The 18,677-nt window shown below is 42.3% G+C and carries 20 protein-coding genes, 1 tRNA gene, 1 other RNA gene and 1 other annotated feature; of the genes, 15 read left to right on the top strand and 7 right to left on the bottom strand.

What is annotated here, in order from left to right; genetic code table 11:
- Nucleotides 1-568 precede the first annotated feature (568 nt).
- Entirely contained in the window at nt 569-1,054 is a 486-nt protein-coding gene (locus DET59_RS21000) for a glutathione peroxidase (RefSeq protein ID WP_113971530.1), read from the top strand.
- Between the two features lie 38 nt (nt 1,055-1,092).
- Here DET59_RS21000 and DET59_RS20995 read toward each other — a convergent pair whose 3' ends face one another.
- Nucleotides 1,093-2,028 (bottom strand): YaaC family protein, encoded by a 936-nt coding sequence (locus DET59_RS20995; protein ID WP_258549760.1) that lies wholly within the window; start codon nt 2,026-2,028, stop codon nt 1,093-1,095.
- A gap of 112 nt (nt 2,029-2,140) precedes the next feature.
- Between DET59_RS20995 and guaB the strand changes: the two genes are divergently transcribed.
- From guaB to DET59_RS20960, 6 genes are all read left to right on the top strand, one after another.
- Nucleotides 2,141-3,604: an IMP dehydrogenase gene (gene guaB / locus DET59_RS20990; protein ID WP_113971529.1), complete on the top strand. Its 1,464-nt coding sequence runs from the start codon at nt 2,141-2,143 to the stop codon at nt 3,602-3,604.
- A 232-nt stretch (nt 3,605-3,836) separates the two neighbouring features.
- A complete protein-coding gene (locus DET59_RS20985) occupies nt 3,837-5,156 on the top strand; it encodes a serine hydrolase (protein ID WP_181778268.1) in 1,320 nt (439 codons plus the stop codon).
- 551 nt (nt 5,157-5,707) lie between these two features.
- The gene (gene pdxS, locus DET59_RS20975; RefSeq protein ID WP_113971526.1) at nt 5,708-6,589 is read left to right on the top strand and encodes a pyridoxal 5'-phosphate synthase lyase subunit PdxS; all 882 of its coding nucleotides are present in this window, start codon (nt 5,708-5,710) and stop codon (nt 6,587-6,589) included.
- 11 nt (nt 6,590-6,600) lie between these two features.
- Nucleotides 6,601-7,191 (top strand): pyridoxal 5'-phosphate synthase glutaminase subunit PdxT, encoded by a 591-nt coding sequence (gene pdxT / locus DET59_RS20970; protein ID WP_113971525.1) that lies wholly within the window; start codon nt 6,601-6,603, stop codon nt 7,189-7,191.
- Nucleotides 7,192-7,244: 53 nt separating this feature from the next.
- Nucleotides 7,245-7,453: a binding site (T-box leader), on the top strand.
- Between the two features lie 48 nt (nt 7,454-7,501).
- The gene (serS, locus tag DET59_RS20965; protein WP_113971524.1) at nt 7,502-8,776 is read left to right on the top strand and encodes a serine--tRNA ligase; all 1,275 of its coding nucleotides are present in this window, start codon (nt 7,502-7,504) and stop codon (nt 8,774-8,776) included.
- Between the two features lie 124 nt (nt 8,777-8,900).
- Nucleotides 8,901-8,993: transfer RNA gene (locus DET59_RS20960), tRNA-Ser, on the top strand.
- Between the two features lie 109 nt (nt 8,994-9,102).
- Here DET59_RS20960 and DET59_RS20955 read toward each other — a convergent pair.
- The 5 genes from DET59_RS20955 to DET59_RS20935 form a co-directional block, all read right to left on the bottom strand.
- A complete protein-coding gene (locus DET59_RS20955) occupies nt 9,103-9,465 on the bottom strand; it encodes a hydrolase (RefSeq protein WP_113971523.1) in 363 nt (120 codons plus the stop codon).
- Between the two features lie 177 nt (nt 9,466-9,642).
- Nucleotides 9,643-10,311 carry a deoxynucleoside kinase gene (locus tag DET59_RS20950; RefSeq protein WP_113971522.1) on the bottom strand — a complete coding sequence of 223 codons (669 nt, stop codon included), beginning with the start codon at nt 10,309-10,311 and terminating at the stop codon, nt 9,643-9,645.
- Complete coding sequence (locus DET59_RS20945; RefSeq protein WP_113971521.1) at nt 10,295-10,951, bottom strand: deoxynucleoside kinase; 657 nt, start codon at nt 10,949-10,951, stop codon at nt 10,295-10,297. Before DET59_RS20945 ends, DET59_RS20950 begins: the two co-directional genes overlap by 17 nt.
- 236 nt (nt 10,952-11,187) lie before the next feature.
- Nucleotides 11,188-12,474, bottom strand: coding sequence for a glycoside hydrolase family 18 protein (locus tag DET59_RS20940; protein WP_113971520.1), 1,287 nt, complete (start codon nt 12,472-12,474; stop codon nt 11,188-11,190).
- 77 nt (nt 12,475-12,551) lie between these two features.
- Nucleotides 12,552-13,091: a cysteine hydrolase family protein gene (locus DET59_RS20935; protein ID WP_113971519.1), complete on the bottom strand. Its 540-nt coding sequence runs from the start codon at nt 13,089-13,091 to the stop codon at nt 12,552-12,554.
- 82 nt (nt 13,092-13,173) lie between these two features.
- On the opposite strand from DET59_RS20935, the gene tadA reads away from it, so the two are divergent.
- From tadA to DET59_RS20895, 8 genes are all read left to right on the top strand, one after another.
- Complete coding sequence (gene tadA / locus DET59_RS20930) at nt 13,174-13,668, top strand: tRNA adenosine(34) deaminase TadA (protein WP_181778267.1); 495 nt, start codon at nt 13,174-13,176, stop codon at nt 13,666-13,668.
- A 98-nt stretch (nt 13,669-13,766) separates the two neighbouring features.
- An RNA gene (ffs, locus tag DET59_RS20925) (signal recognition particle sRNA large type) lies at nt 13,767-14,030 on the top strand.
- 173 nt (nt 14,031-14,203) lie between these two features.
- Entirely contained in the window at nt 14,204-15,892 is a 1,689-nt protein-coding gene (gene dnaX / locus DET59_RS20920) for a DNA polymerase III subunit gamma/tau (protein WP_113971518.1), read from the top strand.
- 41 nt (nt 15,893-15,933) lie between these two features.
- Nucleotides 15,934-16,254, top strand: a complete 321-nt coding sequence (locus tag DET59_RS20915; RefSeq protein WP_113971517.1) for a YbaB/EbfC family nucleoid-associated protein — start codon at nt 15,934-15,936, stop codon at nt 16,252-16,254.
- Nucleotides 16,255-16,265: 11 nt separating this feature from the next.
- Nucleotides 16,266-16,862, top strand: a complete 597-nt coding sequence (gene recR, locus DET59_RS20910) for a recombination mediator RecR (RefSeq protein ID WP_044340678.1) — start codon at nt 16,266-16,268, stop codon at nt 16,860-16,862.
- Between the two features lie 17 nt (nt 16,863-16,879).
- Nucleotides 16,880-17,098: a YaaL family protein gene (locus DET59_RS20905; RefSeq protein ID WP_113971516.1), complete on the top strand. Its 219-nt coding sequence runs from the start codon at nt 16,880-16,882 to the stop codon at nt 17,096-17,098.
- Nucleotides 17,099-17,160: 62 nt separating this feature from the next.
- Nucleotides 17,161-17,424 carry a pro-sigmaK processing inhibitor BofA family protein gene (locus tag DET59_RS20900; protein ID WP_044340676.1) on the top strand — a complete coding sequence of 88 codons (264 nt, stop codon included), beginning with the start codon at nt 17,161-17,163 and terminating at the stop codon, nt 17,422-17,424.
- A 113-nt stretch (nt 17,425-17,537) separates the two neighbouring features.
- Nucleotides 17,538-17,723 (top strand): glycerate kinase, encoded by a 186-nt coding sequence (locus tag DET59_RS20895; protein WP_113971515.1) that lies wholly within the window; start codon nt 17,538-17,540, stop codon nt 17,721-17,723.
- A gap of 77 nt (nt 17,724-17,800) precedes the next feature.
- On the opposite strand, the gene DET59_RS20890 is transcribed toward DET59_RS20895, so the two are convergent.
- Nucleotides 17,801-18,280, bottom strand: coding sequence for a PaaI family thioesterase (locus tag DET59_RS20890; protein ID WP_113971514.1), 480 nt, complete (start codon nt 18,278-18,280; stop codon nt 17,801-17,803).
- Nucleotides 18,281-18,677: the final 397 nt, after the last annotated feature.

Here is an 18,677-nt window from a genome sequence, read left to right as displayed (position 1 = left end):
CAGCGCCGATGGTAGTTGGGGGATCTCCCCCTGTGAGAGTAGGACGTCGCCAGGCAAATGTGAAGAAAGAGTAGCTCTTAGGGGTTGCTCTTTTTTTGTTGTTTGAATTGATGAAATCGCAGATTGAACATCCATCCTCTATACAGCTGAGGGGATTATCTACTTCAGAGGGTAATCACTCTGAGAATTTAGGTGATTATTGGTAATAGACGCATAAAACGAAAAATTGACGCAATAGTGGCCGAAAAAGACGCAAAAAATTAAAATAAGACGCAATAACAGCTTGAAACGACGCAAAAAGATAAAAAAAGACGCAAAAACGATTGAATCTCCACACTTTCACATCTATGAATTTAAGAAAATAGTAGTATTTACTACTAAAAACATAGATTCGTAAATAATAGAGACAGCTTAAGTTGTAAATAGCACATTTATTAGTCCTTTTTGCAGATGCATCTTCATTTTATTGTACAAAATAGTCTTTTTAAACCATCACATGCTCAAAATTGCTATCCACTAACTCTCTAAAGTATTATTTAAATAAGAGTATATACAAGGAGAGAAGAAGATGACGACAATTTATGATTTCACCGTAAAAAGATCGAATGGATCTGTGACGTCTCTGGAGGAGTACCAAGGGAAAGTGATACTTATCGTGAACACAGCCAGTAAGTGTGGCTTTACGCCTCAATTTGAGGAGCTGCAGGGCCTGTACGAAGAGTATAAGGAAGAAGGACTTGTTGTACTTGGATTTCCATGTGATCAGTTCATGAACCAGGAATTTGATGATCAGAATGAAATCATGGAGTTCTGTCAGGTGAACTACGGTGTGTCTTTTCCGATGTTTGCAAAAGTCGATGTGAAGGGGAAGGATGCTCATCCTCTGTTCACGTTTTTAACTAAAGAGAAAAAGGGTGTCCTTCTTTCGAACATTAAGTGGAACTTCACTAAATTTTTAGTTGGGAAAAATGGAGAGGTAGTAGATCGTTATTCTCCGCAGACAAATCCCCGTAAAATTGAGGACGATATTAAAAGGTTACTTCAAGCAGAATAGGGAAAGAGGATAGGGAGGGCGTCATCCTTCCTATCCCCCTACATTTTATCCTGAAGTAATTTCAGTAAAAGAAACGGTGCTTTTTCTGTTGTGACATTGATGAACGTATGGATGATGGGATAGTCTTCATTGGTCCGGTTTTTTAACAGCTCCACCCACCATTCTGTTTCGTATCGGGCAATCATGCTTAAGTTGTATAGTATGGCATAATGGATGAGTACTTCAGGTATAGTAGTGGCTTCATTCCGAATACCGGGCAGGGCTAATTTGTTTTTATTCAAGTGCCATCTAACGGGAAGTTGCTCTTGAACAAGTAGAGATTGTAACGTATTGTCCGAAATCCAAGTGAAATTTTCTGTTAGCTTTTCATTCAGATATTGTTTGAACAAACGTTCTGACATATGAAAATGGGAAAGTAGTGACTCATCAATCATCAACTCATGTTGGTGATTAAACCAGAACATCGTTTCCTTTTTGAGCAATATTTGAAATGCTCCATCAAGTTCAGGAATTTGCACGAGTAAATCTTCCATCTTGTATTTTTCCCCCACGATATGTTTCACGTGAAACAAGAGGTTGGAAAAGTGTGAAAACAAACCATTTTTCTGTACCTTTACTTCATCTTGTAAAAAGCGGTACTGCTGCTTTTTTCTTTTCCTGGAGGTAATCCCATGGGCCAGGACCGTAGTCGTTTCTGGATATAAGGGGTCCTCAGTTAAAACAATGGCTTTAATAAAGTGAATAAATCCATAGAAAAGCAAAATGGGCTTGAGTGATATCGGAGATTGCATGGCTTGTCTGTAGTAAAGTTCCCCTTGCTCCAAGTAGTACATGAATGGATAACAGTTATCATAGCTTTTCATTTCAGCTTGAGAAGACCCTAATTTTTCATAACATTTTTTTAGAAACTTCTGGGAGTATTCTGCAGACTGAAAATAGTGGATGAAGTCCCATTGTTGATGTATTTCGTTCAAATGATCACCTTCTAATTATTCTGAAAAATTAAATTAATCCTATTCTTCTTGACAGTATTTTAACCAATTGATAACCTACTAATAATATTTTGGGACTAGGGAGGCCGAAAACATGTGGGATTCTAAATTTGCTAAAGAAGGTTTAACGTTTGATGATGTCTTATTATTACCAGCCAAATCAGAGGTATTACCAAAGGATGTAAACATCTCTGTTGAGTTAACAGATTCAATTAAATTGAATGTTCCTGTGATCAGTGCAGGGATGGATACTGTAACAGAAGCTGAAATGGCAATAGCAATGGCTCGAACAGGTGGACTGGGTATCATCCACAAGAATATGAGTATTGAACAGCAGGCTGAGCAGGTAGATAAAGTAAAACGTTCCGAAAGTGGAGTTATCTCTGATCCATTCTTTCTAACTCCGGATCATCAAGTCTTTTCTGCAGAACACTTGATGGGCAAATATAGAATTTCCGGTGTTCCGATTGTGAACAACGAACAAGAGCAGAAGCTTGTCGGGATTTTAACGAATCGTGATCTTCGTTTCATCCAGGATTACTCCATTCAAATCTCGGATGTCATGACGAAGGAAAATCTCGTGACAGCTCCTGTTGGCACTACCCTAGAAGAAGCGGAAAAAATTCTTCAGCAGTACAAAATTGAGAAGCTTCCTCTGATTGATCAAGAAGGGACACTTAAGGGCTTGATTACGATTAAAGATATCGAAAAAGTAATTGAATTCCCTAACTCTGCTAAAGATGATCAAGGACGCTTATTAGTTGGAGCAGCTGTCGGTATTTCGAAAGATACGCTGACTCGTGTTGAACATTTAGTGAAAGCACATGTGGATGTCATCGTAATTGATACGGCTCACGGTCATTCAGCAGGAGTTCTTTCTATTGTTCGTGAAATCCGCGAAGCTTATCCAACGTTAAATATCGTAGCAGGTAATGTGGCAACGGCTGAAGCGACACGCGAATTAATTGAAGCGGGTGCTGATGTTGTCAAGGTGGGGATTGGGCCTGGTTCAATCTGTACGACCCGTGTTGTTGCAGGTGTAGGTGTTCCACAAATTACCGCTGTATATGATTGTGCAACGGAAGCAAGAAAGCACGGTAAGAGCATCATCGCCGATGGTGGCATCAAGTATTCAGGTGATATCGTTAAAGCATTGGCAGCCGGTGGACATGCTGTTATGTTAGGAAGCTTGCTTGCGGGTACATCTGAAAGCCCTGGAGAAACGGAAATCTTCCAGGGACGCCGCTTCAAAGTATATAGAGGAATGGGATCCGTCAGCTCCATGGAAAAAGGATCGAAAGACCGCTATTTCCAGGAAGAAAATAAAAAGTTTGTTCCAGAAGGCATTGAAGGACGCATTCCTTACAAAGGACCTTTAGCTGATACACTGTATCAGTTAGTCGGAGGTTTACGTTCAGGAATGGGATACTGTGGAACGAAGGATTTATATGAGTTGAGAGAGCAGGCACAGTTTATTAAAATGACGGGTGCCGGACTTCGTGAAAGTCATCCTCATGATGTGCAAATCACGAAAGAAGCACCAAATTATTCATTATAAGAAAATAATTCCAAATGCTGATCAGATACTCCTGATCAGCATTTTTTTATTTAGATTAAAAGGATATTTACCGCCTTTTATCAGAGGTCGCAAGTCCCTTGACCCATGCCAAAACTAGTCATATTCTCTGTCTATTCTTACCTTTCGAACTATGATAAAATAACGAAGGTGTACATAAAATCTTGGAGGGCTAATAGTGAAAAGAAGTTGGATTCAAAAATCTTTTGTTTGTATGATGGTTTTAATGATGGCAATGGGTATTGTAGGGAGACCTGCAAATGCTCAAGGAGACTTGGACGTTAACGCAAAAGCTGCGATTCTAGTAGAAGCCAGCACTGGCAAAATTCTTTATGAAAAGAACTCAGAAAATGCTCAAGGCATTGCAAGTATGACGAAAATGATGACAGAGTACTTGTTACTCGAAGCAATTGAAGAAGGTAAAGTGAAATGGGACCAGAAGTATACGGTACCGACGAAAGTATCAAATATGTCCCATAATGATGGATTAAGTAATGTTCCATTAAGAGAAGAAGGAACATACGTTCTTAAAGATCTATATGAAGCAATGGCGATTGAATCTGCTAACGCAGCAACTATGGCAATAGCTGAAGTTGTAGCTGGGTCAGAAGCAAACTTCGTGAAAAAAATGAACGCAAAGGCCAAAGAACTTGGATTAAAAAACTATAAATTTGTCAATTCTTCAGGTTTGAATAATCGGGACTTAGCTCCTTATGTCGATCAGGTAGTGGGTGGCCCTGAAGAAGAAAATGTGATGTCAGCTAAAGATACCGCTACATTAGCTTATCGTATGTTGAAAGACTTTCCGGAAGTATTAGAAACTTCCAGCATTCCCAAAAAGGTTTTTGCAGAGGGTACTGAAGACGAAGTACCAATGGAAAACTGGAACTATATGCTGCCGAGTCTCATCCGTGAATATGAGGGTATGGACGGACTTAAAACAGGCACCACTGACTTTGCAGGAGCATGTTTCACAGGTACTGCCGAAAGAGATGGCATGAGATACATTACAGTAGTGATGAATGTAGAAGTCGCACCAGGTGAAAACTCCTACGATGCCCGCTTTAGTGAAACAAGAAAAATGATGGATTATGCATTCAATAATTATACAATAGAGGAAGTACTCCCTGCTGACTATCAAGTGAAAGGTCAAAAGACACTTCCAGTTGATAAAGGGAAGGAAAAAGAAGTTCGAATTAAAACGGATGCCCCGTTAAGCATGGTGATTAAAAACGGCGAAGAAGATCAATACAAACCGAAATTTGTGTTGGATAAGAAAAAGCTGAACGATGACAGTGAACTGACTGCTCCGGTTAAAAAAGGAGAAAAAGTTGGGTATGTCACGTTAGAATCAAAGGATAAGAAAGATTTAGGGTACCTTACAGATAAAGGTACAAATGCATCGAAAGCATCTGTTGTAGCTGTAGATGGTGTTGAAAAAGCAAACTGGTTTGTTCTTTCAATGAGAGCGGTAGGTGGTTTCTTCGGGGACATCTGGAACTCGGTTACATCAACGGTTAAAGGCTGGTTCTAATAAGCCCATAGGAAAATGATTAAATCAGCACCAAGACTTTTATTTCAGGACAAGTCTTGGTGTTTTTTTATAGGGAAAGTGATAAAGAGTTATCTTTGGAAGAGTGCCTTCAGAGATTACCATGAAATGCTTGTCGCCTCTGACCAAGCCGCTTCCGCTTTTCGTCTTGTCCAGCTCCAGCGGCTTGGGGCTCGAGGTCATAAGTCAAGTCACCCAAAAAGGCAAAAAACGCCTTTCCGGGTGACTCGTCTTATGCTTGTCGCCCCAGAACGAGCCGCTTCCGCTTTTCGTCTTGTCCAGCTCCAGCGGCTAGTCCCTCGAGGTCATAAGCTAAATCGACCAAAAAGGCAAAGAGCGCCTTTCCGGTCGATTCATCTTATGCTTGTCGGGCCTGACCAAGCCGCTTCCGCTTTTCGTCTTGACATAAGCTTGTTTTTATTGTTTATTTAGCAGTAGGGTTACATAATCATTCCGATTGTTTTAGTCACGTTTTCTTCCTTTTTTGGGTGTAAATGGGACAGACATGGGATAAATATAAGGGGGATATAGATATGAATACTGGTACAGATCGTGTTAAAAGAGGTATGGCTGAAATGCAAAAAGGCGGCGTTATTATGGACGTTGTCAATGCAGAGCAGGCAAGAGTTGCTGAAGCTGCGGGTGCAGTGGCAGTAATGGCTTTAGAACGAGTTCCAGCAGACATCCGTGCTGCAGGTGGGGTAGCAAGAATGGCAGATCCCCGTATTATTGAAGAAGTTATGGGCGCTGTGTCGATTCCAGTAATGGCAAAGGCTCGTATCGGTCATATTGTAGAGGCAAGAGTTCTTGAATCAATGGGTGTTGATTATCTTGATGAGAGTGAAGTATTGACGCCAGCTGATGAAGAGTACCATTTAAATAAAAGAGATTTCACTGTTCCATTCGTATGTGGGTGCCGTGATTTAGGTGAAGCTGCCCGCCGTATTGGTGAAGGTGCGTCTATGTTACGTACAAAAGGTGAGCCGGGAACAGGTAACATCGTTGAAGCGGTTCGTCATATGCGTAAAGTAAATGCCCAGGTTCGCAAGCTTGTAAGCATGAACGAAGATGAAATCATGACGGAAGCTAAACTTTTGGGAGCTCCATATGAATTATTGTTAGAAATTAAAGAAAACGGACGTTTACCTGTTGTAAACTTTGCTGCAGGCGGAATTGCAACACCAGCTGATGCGGCTCTTATGATGGAATTAGGGGCTGACGGAGTATTCGTAGGTTCTGGTATCTTCAAATCAGAAAACCCTGAGAAATTTGCAAAAGCAATCGTAGAAGCAACAACTCACTATCAAGATTACAAGTTGATCGCAGAGCTATCTAAAGAGCTTGGTGTAGCAATGAAGGGAGTAGAAATTTCTTCTATTTTACCTGAAAACCGTATGCAAGATCGTGGATGGTAAGGTGTGATTCTATGTTGAACATCGGTGTATTAGGACTTCAAGGTGCCGTCAGAGAGCATGTGCGTTCAATCGAAGCCTCTGGTGCCAAGGCCATCGTCATTAAGCGTGTGGAGCAGCTGGAAGAAATCCAAGGCCTGATCATGCCAGGTGGGGAAAGTACCACCATGAGAAGGCTGATTGATCGATACGGCTTTATGGAGCCGTTAAGACAATTCGCGGCAACCGGGAAGCCGATCTTTGGAACATGTGCAGGCTTGATTCTCCTAGCGAAGCACATTGTCGGATACGACGAACCTCACCTTGGTGTGATGGACGTAACGGTGGAACGTAATTCCTTTGGGCGTCAGAAAGAAAGTTTTGAAGCGGATCTTTCGATTGCTCATATTGGAGAAGGATTCAATGCCGTCTTCATCCGTGCTCCCCATATCGTGGAGGCGGGAGAAGATGTTGAAATCCTGGCTAAGCATAATGAACGGATTGTTCTTGCACGCCACGGGCAATTCCTCGGTTGCTCTTTCCATCCTGAATTAACGGACGATCACCGCCTGACGTCTTTCTTCGTTGAGATGGTGAAAGAAAGCATGGAAAAAACAATCGCATAATTCTATTGCAAAATGGAAAACATTGTAGTAGATTATGAAATAACCAATAAACATTTAAATCGATGATAGGAAATAGTAGTAAAGAAGGCTTGCTTAAGAGAGTCGGTGGCTGGTGAGAATCGACGCAAGAGCTTTATGAATCCATCCTAGAGTGAAGTACTGAATGAAGTAGGTATTTTCGGTGATTCCGTTACCATCTCTTAAGAGGAAGGTGCTTAGCGTCTTCAATTAGGGTGGCAACGCGGAAACCTCCGTCCCTTTTACCAGGGATGGGGGTTTTTTATTTTTTCATAAAAAAGGAGAGAATCTCATGTTGGACATTAAGTATTTACGTAATAATCTGGAAGATGTGAAAGCCCGTCTACAGCACCGCGGTGAGAACCTGGAGGATTTCGATAAATTCGAAGAGCTTGATAAGAGAAGAAGAGAGCTGCTTGTGGAAACTGAAGAATTAAAGAGCAAGCGTAATGACGTATCCCAGCAGATTGCAGAGCTGAAGAAAGAGAAAAAGGATGCGGAGGACCTGATTGTTGAAATGCGTGAAGTTGGGGCCATGGTGAAAAAACTGGATGATGAACTACGGGGGATTGAAGAGGAGTTAGAACGTATCCTGCTTTCCATTCCTAACATTCCACATGAAACGGTACCGGTTGGTGAAACCGAGGATGATAACGTAGAGGCCCGCAAATGGGGAGAGATTCGTGAGTTTGATTTCGAAGCACAGCCTCACTGGGACATTGCAACAGGCCTTGGGATCCTGGATTTCGAACGTGCCGCCAAAGTGACAGGCAGCCGTTTTGTTTTCTATAAAGGGTTAGGGGCAAGGCTTGAAAGAGCCCTGATTAACTTCATGATGGATCTCCACATGGATGAGCATGGGTATACAGAAATGATCCCTCCATTCCTCGTGAATAGAGCGAGTATGACGGGAACAGGTCAACTTCCTAAGTTCGAGGAGGATGCGTTTAGAATCGAAAGTGAGGATTACTTCCTGGTTCCTACAGCAGAAGTGCCTGTAACGAACTATCACCGTGATGAAATCATGAAGGGTGAAGAGTTACCCGTAAGCTATGTGGCGTACAGTGCCAACTTCCGTTCTGAAGCTGGATCTGCCGGTCGTGATACACGTGGTCTGATCCGTCAGCATCAATTCAACAAAGTTGAGCTTGTTCGCTTTGTGAAACCTGAAGACTCTTATGATGAGCTTGAGAAGCTGACTGGCCATGCTGAAAAAGTCCTTCAGTTACTGGGCTTACCATACCGTGTGTTATCTATGTGTACAGCGGATTTAGGTTTCACCGCTGCCAAGAAATATGACATTGAAGTCTGGATTCCAAGCTACGGAACATACCGTGAGATTTCTTCTTGCAGTAACTTTGAAGGCTTCCAGGCAAGACGTGCGAACATTCGTTTCAGAAGAGAAGCTAAAGGAAAACCTGAACATGTGCATACGCTGAATGGATCTGGTTTAGCAATCGGACGTACGGTTGCCGCTATCTTAGAGAACTACCAGCAAGAAGATGGATCTGTTATCGTTCCCGAAGCTCTTCGTCCTTATATGGGTGGAGCGGAAGTCATTAAATAACATCAGCCAGCTGGACGACATTTAAAAGGTGCCTCACGAATTCAGCGCGGGGCACCTTTTAAATTTTTTTAGAAATATGCTTGACTCCATTTGTACACCATGTTATTATAATTCTTGTCGATACGGAGGAATACCCAAGTCCGGCTGAAGGGATCGGTCTTGAAAACCGACAGGGGTGTAACAGCCCGCGGGGGTTCGAATCCCCCTTCCTCCTCCATTGATTTTTTTATAACCATAGCGCATAAACTTTGGAGATAGAATTCGTTACATATTATATGTAACGAATTTTTTTGCTTTATACATATGACCATTGACTCAAGGAGGATTTACTTAAGGTTTTCGATATCCTCCCTTAAGTGAGAATCCGAAGTATGTCCAAGTACGCCTATTTCTATAATATGTCTCCGTGCTTCTTCGTCACCAAGCTTATAGATCATAGAATAGATGTCTTTCATCGATTGATCATATTGATTGTCCTCTGGTGAATTGTGATATTGGCGGAAAGGAACCTGAGCCCGTCTCATCGTCGACATGTCATCATCATAGTTATCGTTGAACAACATTTTTAGTTCGTTTACTTCTGTCGGGGTAGCAAAGATACGAAAGCTTGGACTGGCATTTTGATTCGGGTCTTGCAGGATATCCCCGCTGCTTATATCTACAAAATACGTTTGTTTCGATTCCATCATTCCTTCATCTCCTTCATAAATTGTTTACTACTACATATACCTCTTTCTAAATGGAAATAAACGGATGGATCACGCCCCGAGCGGAAATCAACCAGCACTTTCTTATTAAAAATAACAAAGTTTTATATATATAAAAGACTACCCTTGCCGCATTGGCCAGGGTAGTCTTATTAATTTTTAGCTCTTTAACATTCTCGTCTGTTCAATGAAATATCCGATTCTTTCAACGATTGGTTCGATTGAGTTTTGATCGTTCACCAGGTCGTATTCGCTGATGTCCAGTCTTAGTACGGGACAAGCGTTAAAAGAGTTGATCCAGTTTTCATAACGCTCGTGCATTTCTTCCCAGTAGGCAACAGGTGTTTGTTGTTCCATAGGGCGGCCGCGCTCACGGATGCGATCCACGACGTTATCAATGGAACCTTCAAGGTAAATCAGAAGATCAGGGTGTGGGAAGTATGGTGTCATGACCATAGCATCGAAAAGACTTGTATACGTTTCATAATCGATTTCGCTCATATTCCCTTTTTCATAATGCATGCGGGCAAAGATGCCTGTATCTTCATAGATGGAACGGTCTTGAATGAAACCGCCGCCGTATTCAAAGATTTTCTTTTGTTCTTTGAAGCGTTCCGCTAAGAAGTATACTTGAAGGTGGAAGCTCCAGCTCTTAAAGTCCTGATAAAATTTATCGAGATACGGATTGGTATCAACTTTTTCAAATGACGTTCGGAAGCCGAGCGCGCCCGCCAAGCCGTTTGTCATGGTGGATTTCCCGACACCGACCGTTCCGGCAATGGTGATCACGGCATTGTTCGGGATCCCGTATTTAGTGCGAAGATTCATGATAGTGAACTCCTTTTTTTAGTGTAGTCTCTAACTGTGTAAGAATGTGTTCCAGGTCCTCTTTATTTTGAACGAAGTCTACGTGGTCGCCATTGTAGCGAAGAACAGGAATGTCCGGGTGAGTTTTTTCAAACGTATTCATATATTCTTCATAGTCCAGTGATAGCTGCTTAAGGTAAAGAGGGCTAATTTTCTTTTCGAAGTCTCTTCCTCTTTTTTCAATGCGCTTTAATAGCGTATCGAGGCTTGCGTTCAAATAAATCACGACATTTGGCCTCGGCATGTCCGAAGTTAGAATGTCATAGATATTAAGATATTTTTTGAACTGTTGTTCATCTTTCAATGTTCGTTTAGCAAAGATGATGTTTTTAAGAATATGATAATCTGCTACGACAGATTTGTTCTGCGATAAGTAGTGTTTTTCGATATCTTCCAATTGTTTATATCGATTGCATAAGAAAAACATCTCTGTTTGAAAGCTCCACTCTTCAATGTCATCATAAAATTTATCCAAGAATGGGTTCTCATCTACGATTTCTTTTAGCAGGTGAAATTGAAAATGATCGGAAATCGCTTTTGCAAGAGAGGTTTTTCCTATTCCAATCGGGCCTTCAACGGTAATGAAAGGAATGCGCCCCATTAATTGTCCTCCTCATATTACGGCAATCTTTTCTCTTATAAAAATGTAAAAATAAAAAATTACGACAGGAATTATTGTAACACAATATATGGATGGTTTGTTCAGGTTATTTCCCGGGTTCAGAAAATACGCTACGTTCAGTATATCGACTTTAAACCGTCGACTCTTAAGGGGAAGCAAATAAAAAGCTGATGGATAGGTGTTTATAGATTCACCTATCCATCAGCTTCTATTTATTATCTTTTTACGACATTGAAATTGTCAGAAAGTAACAGCCAGTTTTGTGGGAAGGGAAGACCCAGTTTCCAGTAGCTCATCCCTCTAAGTTTCAGCTCTTTCATGAGGTCGAACTTTGCCTGGATGCTCCGTGCATCTTCAAACCATACTTCATGATCTTTTCCGGTGCTTGCATCCCGGTATTTAAAGAAAGGGGCCTGTGCTTTTTGATCATACTGAATCGGTACGTTATTATCCGCGGCTATCTTGATTGCTTGTTGAGGACTGATGGCTTTCGCTGTACTCCCCTGTACAAATGGAAGGGTCCAGTCATATCCATATAAATTCTGCCCCATGAGAATCTTGGATGGAGGCATTTCTGAGATGGCGTATTCAAGCACATCCCGAACAGGTCCGATAGGGGAAACGGCCATGGCGGGACCTCCACTATATCCCCACTCATAGGTCATGATCACGACAAAATCGACAATTTCACCGTGAGCTTTATAATCATGGGCTTCATACCATTTGCCTTTTTGATCGGCACTGGTCTTAGGAGCCAGGGCGGTTGAAAGCAGCCAGCCTTCTTGATTAAAACGCTGTTTTGCTTTTCGTAAAAATTGGTTGTAGGCTTCTTTGTCCTGTGGTCGTAAATATTCAAAGTCGAAGTGAATGTCTCTGAACCCATATTTTTTGGCTGTTTGGACAACATTATTGAGGAATTTATCCTGGATCGCCTGGTCGGTCAGCAGGATACGTCCAAGTTCATCGCTAAATGTTCCTTCCTCTTGATTGGTGATGGCCATCATCATGACATTCTTATTGTCTTTCCCTGTTTGAATCAGATTCCCGAGAGGCGGTTCTTGCAGGGTGCCGTCACGTTTCGCTTGAAAGCTGAATGGAGCAAGATACGTAAGATAGGGTGCTGCTTCCTTGGCACTATCTTCAAGGTTTTGGGCCACTTCTTTTCCGTAAGGCTCTACATATGCGTTAAACTCCGCTTTTCCTTTAGGCTTCTGTGGAACGTATAAACGCAACCCCACCTGTAAAGGCTGATTGGGAGATATACCGTTCACTCTTGCCAATTCCTGATAGGGGACTCCTGTCTTCTGACTGATCGCCCAAAGGCTATCTCCAGGTTGAACAAAATAAAAGCTTCCTATAATAGGGATGACCAGTGATTGACCGACCACCAGGTTATCAGGATTTGGCAGTTCATTGGCATCTACTATATCCTTAACTGTTGATCCATACGCTTGGGCGATACCAAATAATGATTGGTTCGGTTGGACAACATGAATTTGCATACACAGACCCTCCTATATTTCATTCACTATAATCAACTTATGAAATAGAAGGGCTGGATATGTTTTGAAGAACAAATTTATACGATCTCACCAGTGGAATCAATCTTCGCTTTTAATACGTTTTTCATCATCGTCAGTGCATAGTGATTATCTTCGTCACTGACTGACGCAATGGCGTCACGGGGCACAATAAGGTTAAACTCTCTCATATAGGCATCGTTTGCTGTAAAGAGTACACAGATGTTTCCTGCGATACCTGTGATGATAAGATTTTTAACAGACAAATGGTGCAAAAGTGTATTTAACGCCGTCCCATAAAATGCGGAATGCTTTGGTTTAATAAGAAAAAAGTCTTTATCCGTCGGCTGGAGCGGAGTCATGATACCATCGCTCACATCATTATGACATTTCTGGTAAATCTCTTTGTAATCTGCTTTCCATAGCTCATAATGGTCATTAATATAAATGACAGGATGCTCATGTTTGGTACAATAGTGACGTAATGTGTTTATAGGTTCAACAATGTTGAGGGTATGGCGAGCCAGTGTGTTTCCATGCTCAAAGTCGAACGGATTCATGATGTCGATAACAAGAAGAGCTGTTTGGTTAGGTATCATATTGTATGCCCCTTTCTCTTATAGTTTGGGGTGAATGGGGATATTTTATAAATATCGAGAAATAAATTTGTGGGAGTATAAAATGGGTATAAGAGAAGAACGATTTATGTTGGAAGCATTAAAGGAAGCAGAAAAAGCGGCAGCGATTCAAGAAGTTCCGATCGGAGCCGTCATTGTCATGGGGGAAGAAATCATTGCCCGCGCTCATAATCTGAGAGAAACGAGTCAAAATGCCATCACCCATGCCGAGACTTTAGCGATTCAAGAGGCATGTAAGAAGGTTGGCACATGGCGGCTTGAAGGGGCGGAGCTTTATGTCACCCTTGAACCGTGTCCGATGTGCAGTGGAGCCATCATTTTATCCAGGATTGAGAAAGTCATTTATGGGGCAAAAGATCCTAAAGCGGGTTGTGCGGGGACGTTAATGAATCTACTGGAAGATGACCGATTTAATCACCAATGTGAAGTAGTGCCTGGAGTACTTTCAGAAGAGTGCGGGGGAATCCTTTCCCGTTTTTTTAAAGATTTGCGGGAGCGGAAGAAGCTCGAGAAGAAGAATAGGATTTCCGGTATGTAAATAACTTACAGTATTCCATCATTGCTTTTTACCGTAAATCCTAGTATACTTAATTTTGCGTCGCACTAATGGCGCAACTAAATATGGTATCAATTTTGCCGTGCTAGGTGGGGAGGTAGCGGTGCCCTGTACTCGCAATCCGCTCTAGCGAGACCGAATTCCTTTCCGAGGCTGGCACTCTGTAGGGCTGCCTCAAGTAAGTGGTGTTGACGCCTGGGTCCTGCGCAATGGGAATCCATGAACCATGTCAGGTCCGGAAGGAAGCAGCATTAAGTGGAAGCTCCCATGTGCCGCAGGGTTGCCTGGGCCGAGCTAACTGCTTGAGTAACGCCTATGGATGCTTGTCGACGAAAGGTGCACGGCAGTTTAAATTATATACAACAACTCATCCTTCATAGGGTGAGTTTTTTGTTTGTAAAAAAGATTTATCGACAAAAGGCTTCCATCCTAAATTGATCTCCGGTTTTCTTTGTAAAAGGGATTTAGATTACGTTATAATAGATACTATAGTACATAATTAAGAGGGGGGAGTATTTTGGCATATCAAGCTTTATATCGTGTGTGGCGTCCTCAGTCATTTATTGATGTAGTTGGACAGCAGCATGTAACGAAAACGTTGCAAAATGCCCTCCTTCATCAGAAGATTTCACATGCCTATTTATTCTCGGGACCAAGGGGAACAGGGAAAACGAGTGCAGCGAAGATCTTGGCGAAAGCAGTTAACTGTGAGCGGTCTCCTATAGCGGAACCTTGCAATGAGTGTGATGCTTGCCAAGGGATCACCGATGGTTCGATTCCAGATGTCATCGAAATCGATGCCGCTTCCAATAACGGAGTGGAAGAGATCCGGGACATCCGGGATAAAGTCAAATATTCTCCCAATGTAGTCGAGTATAAAGTCTACATCATAGATGAGGTCCATATGCTGTCTATCGGAGCCTTTAATGCGTTACTGAAAACATTAGAGGAACCACCTAAACACGTCATCTTTATCCTTGCGACTACAGAGCCTCACAAGATTCCCCTTACGATCATCTCACGCTGTCAGCGCTTTGACTTCAAACGGATAACAGCCAGGGATATTGTGGGACGGATGAGTCATATTGCCACAGAATCAGGTGTGAACTTCGAAGAAAACGCCCTTACGATTATTGCACGCGCTGCTGAAGGCGGGATGCGAGATGCCCTTAGCCTGCTCGATCAGGCCATCTCCTTTAGTCAGGACCGGGTAACCGTAGACGATGCCTTGACTGTAACGGGTGCTGTTTCTCAAGGCTATTTAAATACATTGGCGAAAGCGATTCTGGAAAGAGATGTCACAAGTGGATTAAGTGCCTTGGAAGAATTGCTATTCCAAGGGAAGGACCCGGCAAGGTTCGCAGAGGACTTTATTCTTTACTTCAGGGATATGCTGTTATACCAGACGGCTCCAAATCTTGAAGAATCGCTGGAACGGGTCATGCTCGACGATGATTTTAAAGAACTGGCCGGTCAAACTCAGCCTCAGCAGATTTATCAATATATCGATGTCTTGAATCAGGCGGGTCAGGAAATGAAGTTCACGAATCATGCCCGTATCTACCTGGAGGTTTCCATTGTGAAGCTTTGTCAAATGGAAGCGCCGGTATCTGCTTCTTCTCCGGAAGTGAGCGAGATGATGAAAAAGATCAAACTTCTTGAAAAAGAGGTCGAACAACTGAAGGCGAATGGCGTCAAGGTTCAAGCAGAGCCGGCTTCACAACCGGCGAAAAAGCCGATCCGGGCAAAGAAAGGCTTCCGGGCTCCTACCGGGAAGATTCAGGAAGTACTCCGAACGGCCACAAAAGAAGATCTTAATTTGATCAAGAGCCGCTGGGGAGATATGGTCGAAACATTAAACCAGCGTCAAATGCGTTCACAATCAGCATTGTTAAATGATGCTGAACCTGTAGCAGCTACAGACGGCTCATTTGTGTTAAAATTTAAATACGATATTCATTGTCAGATGGCGATGGAGAATCAGGCTTTCACTTCAGCGATTGCTTCCATACTGGAAGAGCTTACGGGAAACACCTATGCAGCGATTGGAATTCCTGAAGATCAGTGGATGTCCATAAGAGAAGACTTTATCCGAAACTCCAAAACAGAAGATGGCGAATCAACTGGCGAGGATCAAGGAGAAGACTCCCTCTTGAAGGAAGCTGAGAAGCTTGTCGGTATGGATTTAATAGAATTAAACGATTGATTAACGTAAGATTTTAAAAATTTACTGGAGGTAATGAGATTATGCGTGGAAATGGTAATATGCAAAATATGATGAAGCAAATGCAAAAGATGCAAAAGAAAATGGCGGAAGCTCAAGAAGAACTAGGTGAAAAGCAAATCGAAGGAACAGCAGGCGGCGGAATGGTGACGGTCATCGTTTCCGGTCACAAACAAGTTCTTGATGTGAAGATCAATGAAGAAGCTGTTGATCCGGATGACGTAGAAATGCTACAAGATTTAGTCCTTGCAGCTACAAACGATGCACTGAAGAAAGCGGACGAATTAACGAACTCAACTATGGGTCAATTCACTAAAGGAATGAACCTACCGGGAATGTTCTAGGAGGCAATACGATGCATTATCCTGAGCCTATATCAAAGCTGATCGACAGCTTTATGAAACTGCCGGGAATCGGGCCGAAAACTGCGGCCCGACTGGCTTTTTTTGTTCTTAGCATGAAAGAAGATACTGTATTGGACTTTGCGAAAGCATTGGTCAATGCGAAACGAAACTTGAGTTACTGTTCTGTTTGCGGTCATATTACAGATCAGGATCCATGCTATATCTGTGAGGATCAAAGACGGGATCGCAGCATCATCTGTGTGGTTCAAGACCCTAAGGATGTCATTGCGATGGAGAAGATGAAAGAGTATAACGGTCAATACCATGTGCTCCACGGTGCCATCTCCCCTATGGACGGGATTGGACCCGAGGACATCAATGTTCCGGATCTGATAAAGCGTCTTCACGGTGACGAGGTCCAGGAAGTCATCCTCGCTACCAACCCGAACATAGAAGGGGAAGCGACAGCGATGTACATTTCACGGCTGGTCAAACCATCCGGCATCCGAATCACAAGGATTGCCCATGGACTTCCTGTCGGTGGAGATCTTGAGTATGCAGATGAAGTAACGTTATCGAAAGCTCTCGAGGGAAGAAGAGACGTTTAACAAAGGAGAGGATACCTATGTTTTTCCGGAAAAAAGGAAAGCTGAAAAAAGAGTATGACCAATCCTTACTTCACGTTTTAGACGAAACCAAGGATCAGTGGAATCAGCAACGTTCCATCGATGAGATGAGTGTGGATTACAATCTGAACATCCACTGTCACTCGAAAATAGCAGAAGCTAAATATTTTTTTCTCTTTAGAGAAGCAAAACATAGAAAGATCGTCATAAAAAGGTAGACAACCCTCATATCCTTTCAATAAGAGACTATTTATGTTCTATGTTGAGAGGAGAGAAGGGTATGAGCCCAGTTATCGTCATTGCAGTGATCAGCGGATTGATTGTACTTCTACTTGCCACCGGCACACCAATCAAGCCACTTCGGTTTGTGGGACAAGTTGCCATGAAGGTCATGATCGGAGCACTATTTTTATTTTTCCTGAACGCCTTTGGCAGTCAGTACGGAATCCACGTTCCTATTAATCTGGCAACCTCATCTATTTCTGGAATATTAGGTATTCCGGGAGTGGTGGGACTAACCGTCATTCAGATGTGGATCCTATAAGGATCAATAGAATAGTAAGAAGAAAGGCAGTCGAAGTATCAGGTGGGATTTTTTTCTTACCTTTGATCTTGGCTGCTTTTTTACATAGAAAAGACAGAGGAGGCGGGAGAACTATGAAAATCGTCAATGTACCGGATTCCTTTAAAGGTTCCATGACAAGTACAGCTGCCGCTGAAGCAATTAAGAAAGGGGTTCATCAGATTAATCCTTCATGTGAAACAGTCATCATCCAAATGGCTGATGGTGGTGAAGGCACGGTCGATGCCATGATGAGCATCATGAATGGGGAAACACGATGAGCTCAAGTTGGTTTAATCTTGTATATTTGTAGTGCCCTTCCGTTCAGGATTAAGGAAGGGCACTTGCTGTTCTTCCACTATTCACTTAAAAACGTTTTTGGCATCACCACGGCTATTACTTCACCTCGTGCACACAGTTTTCCTTCTGCAAACACCTCTGTTTCCACTCTGAACTTCTTAGGATGAACTTCATGAACTGTGCCCACCGCTTTTAACGGAACGTGATGAGGCGTGGGTTTCATAAAATCCACTTGTAAAGAAGCAGTGACAAAACGTGGAGGCTCTTGACCACCACCAATTACTCCACCGTTCTTTCCATGAAGAGCAATGGCTGCTGAACCAGTGCCGTGGCAATCGATTAAGGAAGCAATCAACCCGCCATATACGAAGCCAGGCAAAGCAGTGTGTTCCGGTTTAGGTGTGTAAATCGTGACAGTGTGACCATCTTCCACTCCGGTACGAAAATGATGCCCATCCTTGTTGAGTCGGCCGCAGCCATAACACCACGCAAAGTCATCTGGGTAATCATCCTGAATGGCATGAATGACTTCGTTCATTATTATATTCTCCCTTCATCACAAACTCTTTCTCTAGTACTCTTCTATTAACGTTCCGAAATTCCTTTATTGGTTTGATTTATGTGAAGTTTCTTTACAAATATAAAGTTAAAAATGCTTTCCATTACTACCTTCTGAAATAAAATTGTAAAAGGTGAAAAATAGTATTGACTCTTCATAGTAGAAGATGCTATTATATTCCTTGTCGCCAAAACGACGCGAAAAACAAATTTCAAAAAAAGCTTGACGCTTTATGACGAAAAATGTTATATTTAAGAGGTGCTCAAGAGAGCTCAAAGTAATATTGAACCTTGAAAACTGAACAAAACAAGACAATACGTCAACGTTAATTCTAGATTTATTTTTAAAGAGCTATTCAAACTTTTATCGGAGAGTT

Source organism: Rossellomorea aquimaris, assembly GCF_003315075.1.
GTDB classification, from domain to species: Bacteria; Bacillota; Bacilli; order Bacillales; family Bacillaceae_B; genus Rossellomorea; species Rossellomorea aquimaris_C.
Note: the sequence above shows the minus strand (reverse complement) of the source record. Positions and strands in the feature narration are given on the sequence as shown.

Coding starts and splice junctions, on each gene's coding strand:
- DET59_RS20895 (WP_113971515.1), top strand. CDS start 17,538: ATGAAAATCGTCAATGTACCGGATTCCTTTAAAGGTTCCATGACAAGT.
- guaB (WP_113971529.1), top strand. CDS start 2,141: ATGTGGGATTCTAAATTTGCTAAAGAAGGTTTAACGTTTGATGATGTC.
- DET59_RS20985 (WP_181778268.1), top strand. CDS start 3,837: ATGATGGTTTTAATGATGGCAATGGGTATTGTAGGGAGACCTGCAAAT.
- DET59_RS20935 (WP_113971519.1), bottom strand. CDS start 13,091: ATGATACCTAACCAAACAGCTCTTCTTGTTATCGACATCATGAATCCG.
- DET59_RS21000 (WP_113971530.1), top strand. CDS start 569: ATGACGACAATTTATGATTTCACCGTAAAAAGATCGAATGGATCTGTG.
- DET59_RS20900 (WP_044340676.1), top strand. CDS start 17,161: ATGAGCCCAGTTATCGTCATTGCAGTGATCAGCGGATTGATTGTACTT.
- DET59_RS20945 (WP_113971521.1), bottom strand. CDS start 10,951: ATGGGGCGCATTCCTTTCATTACCGTTGAAGGCCCGATTGGAATAGGA.
- DET59_RS20905 (WP_113971516.1), top strand. CDS start 16,880: ATGTTTTTCCGGAAAAAAGGAAAGCTGAAAAAAGAGTATGACCAATCC.
- DET59_RS20915 (WP_113971517.1), top strand. CDS start 15,934: ATGCGTGGAAATGGTAATATGCAAAATATGATGAAGCAAATGCAAAAG.
- tadA (WP_181778267.1), top strand. CDS start 13,174: ATGGGTATAAGAGAAGAACGATTTATGTTGGAAGCATTAAAGGAAGCA.
- serS (WP_113971524.1), top strand. CDS start 7,502: ATGTTGGACATTAAGTATTTACGTAATAATCTGGAAGATGTGAAAGCC.
- pdxT (WP_113971525.1), top strand. CDS start 6,601: ATGTTGAACATCGGTGTATTAGGACTTCAAGGTGCCGTCAGAGAGCAT.
- DET59_RS20940 (WP_113971520.1), bottom strand. CDS start 12,474: ATGCAAATTCATGTTGTCCAACCGAACCAATCATTATTTGGTATCGCC.
- pdxS (WP_113971526.1), top strand. CDS start 5,708: ATGAATACTGGTACAGATCGTGTTAAAAGAGGTATGGCTGAAATGCAA.
- recR (WP_044340678.1), top strand. CDS start 16,266: ATGCATTATCCTGAGCCTATATCAAAGCTGATCGACAGCTTTATGAAA.
- DET59_RS20950 (WP_113971522.1), bottom strand. CDS start 10,311: ATGAATCTTCGCACTAAATACGGGATCCCGAACAATGCCGTGATCACC.
- DET59_RS20890 (WP_113971514.1), bottom strand. CDS start 18,280: ATGAACGAAGTCATTCATGCCATTCAGGATGATTACCCAGATGACTTT.
- DET59_RS20955 (WP_113971523.1), bottom strand. CDS start 9,465: ATGATGGAATCGAAACAAACGTATTTTGTAGATATAAGCAGCGGGGAT.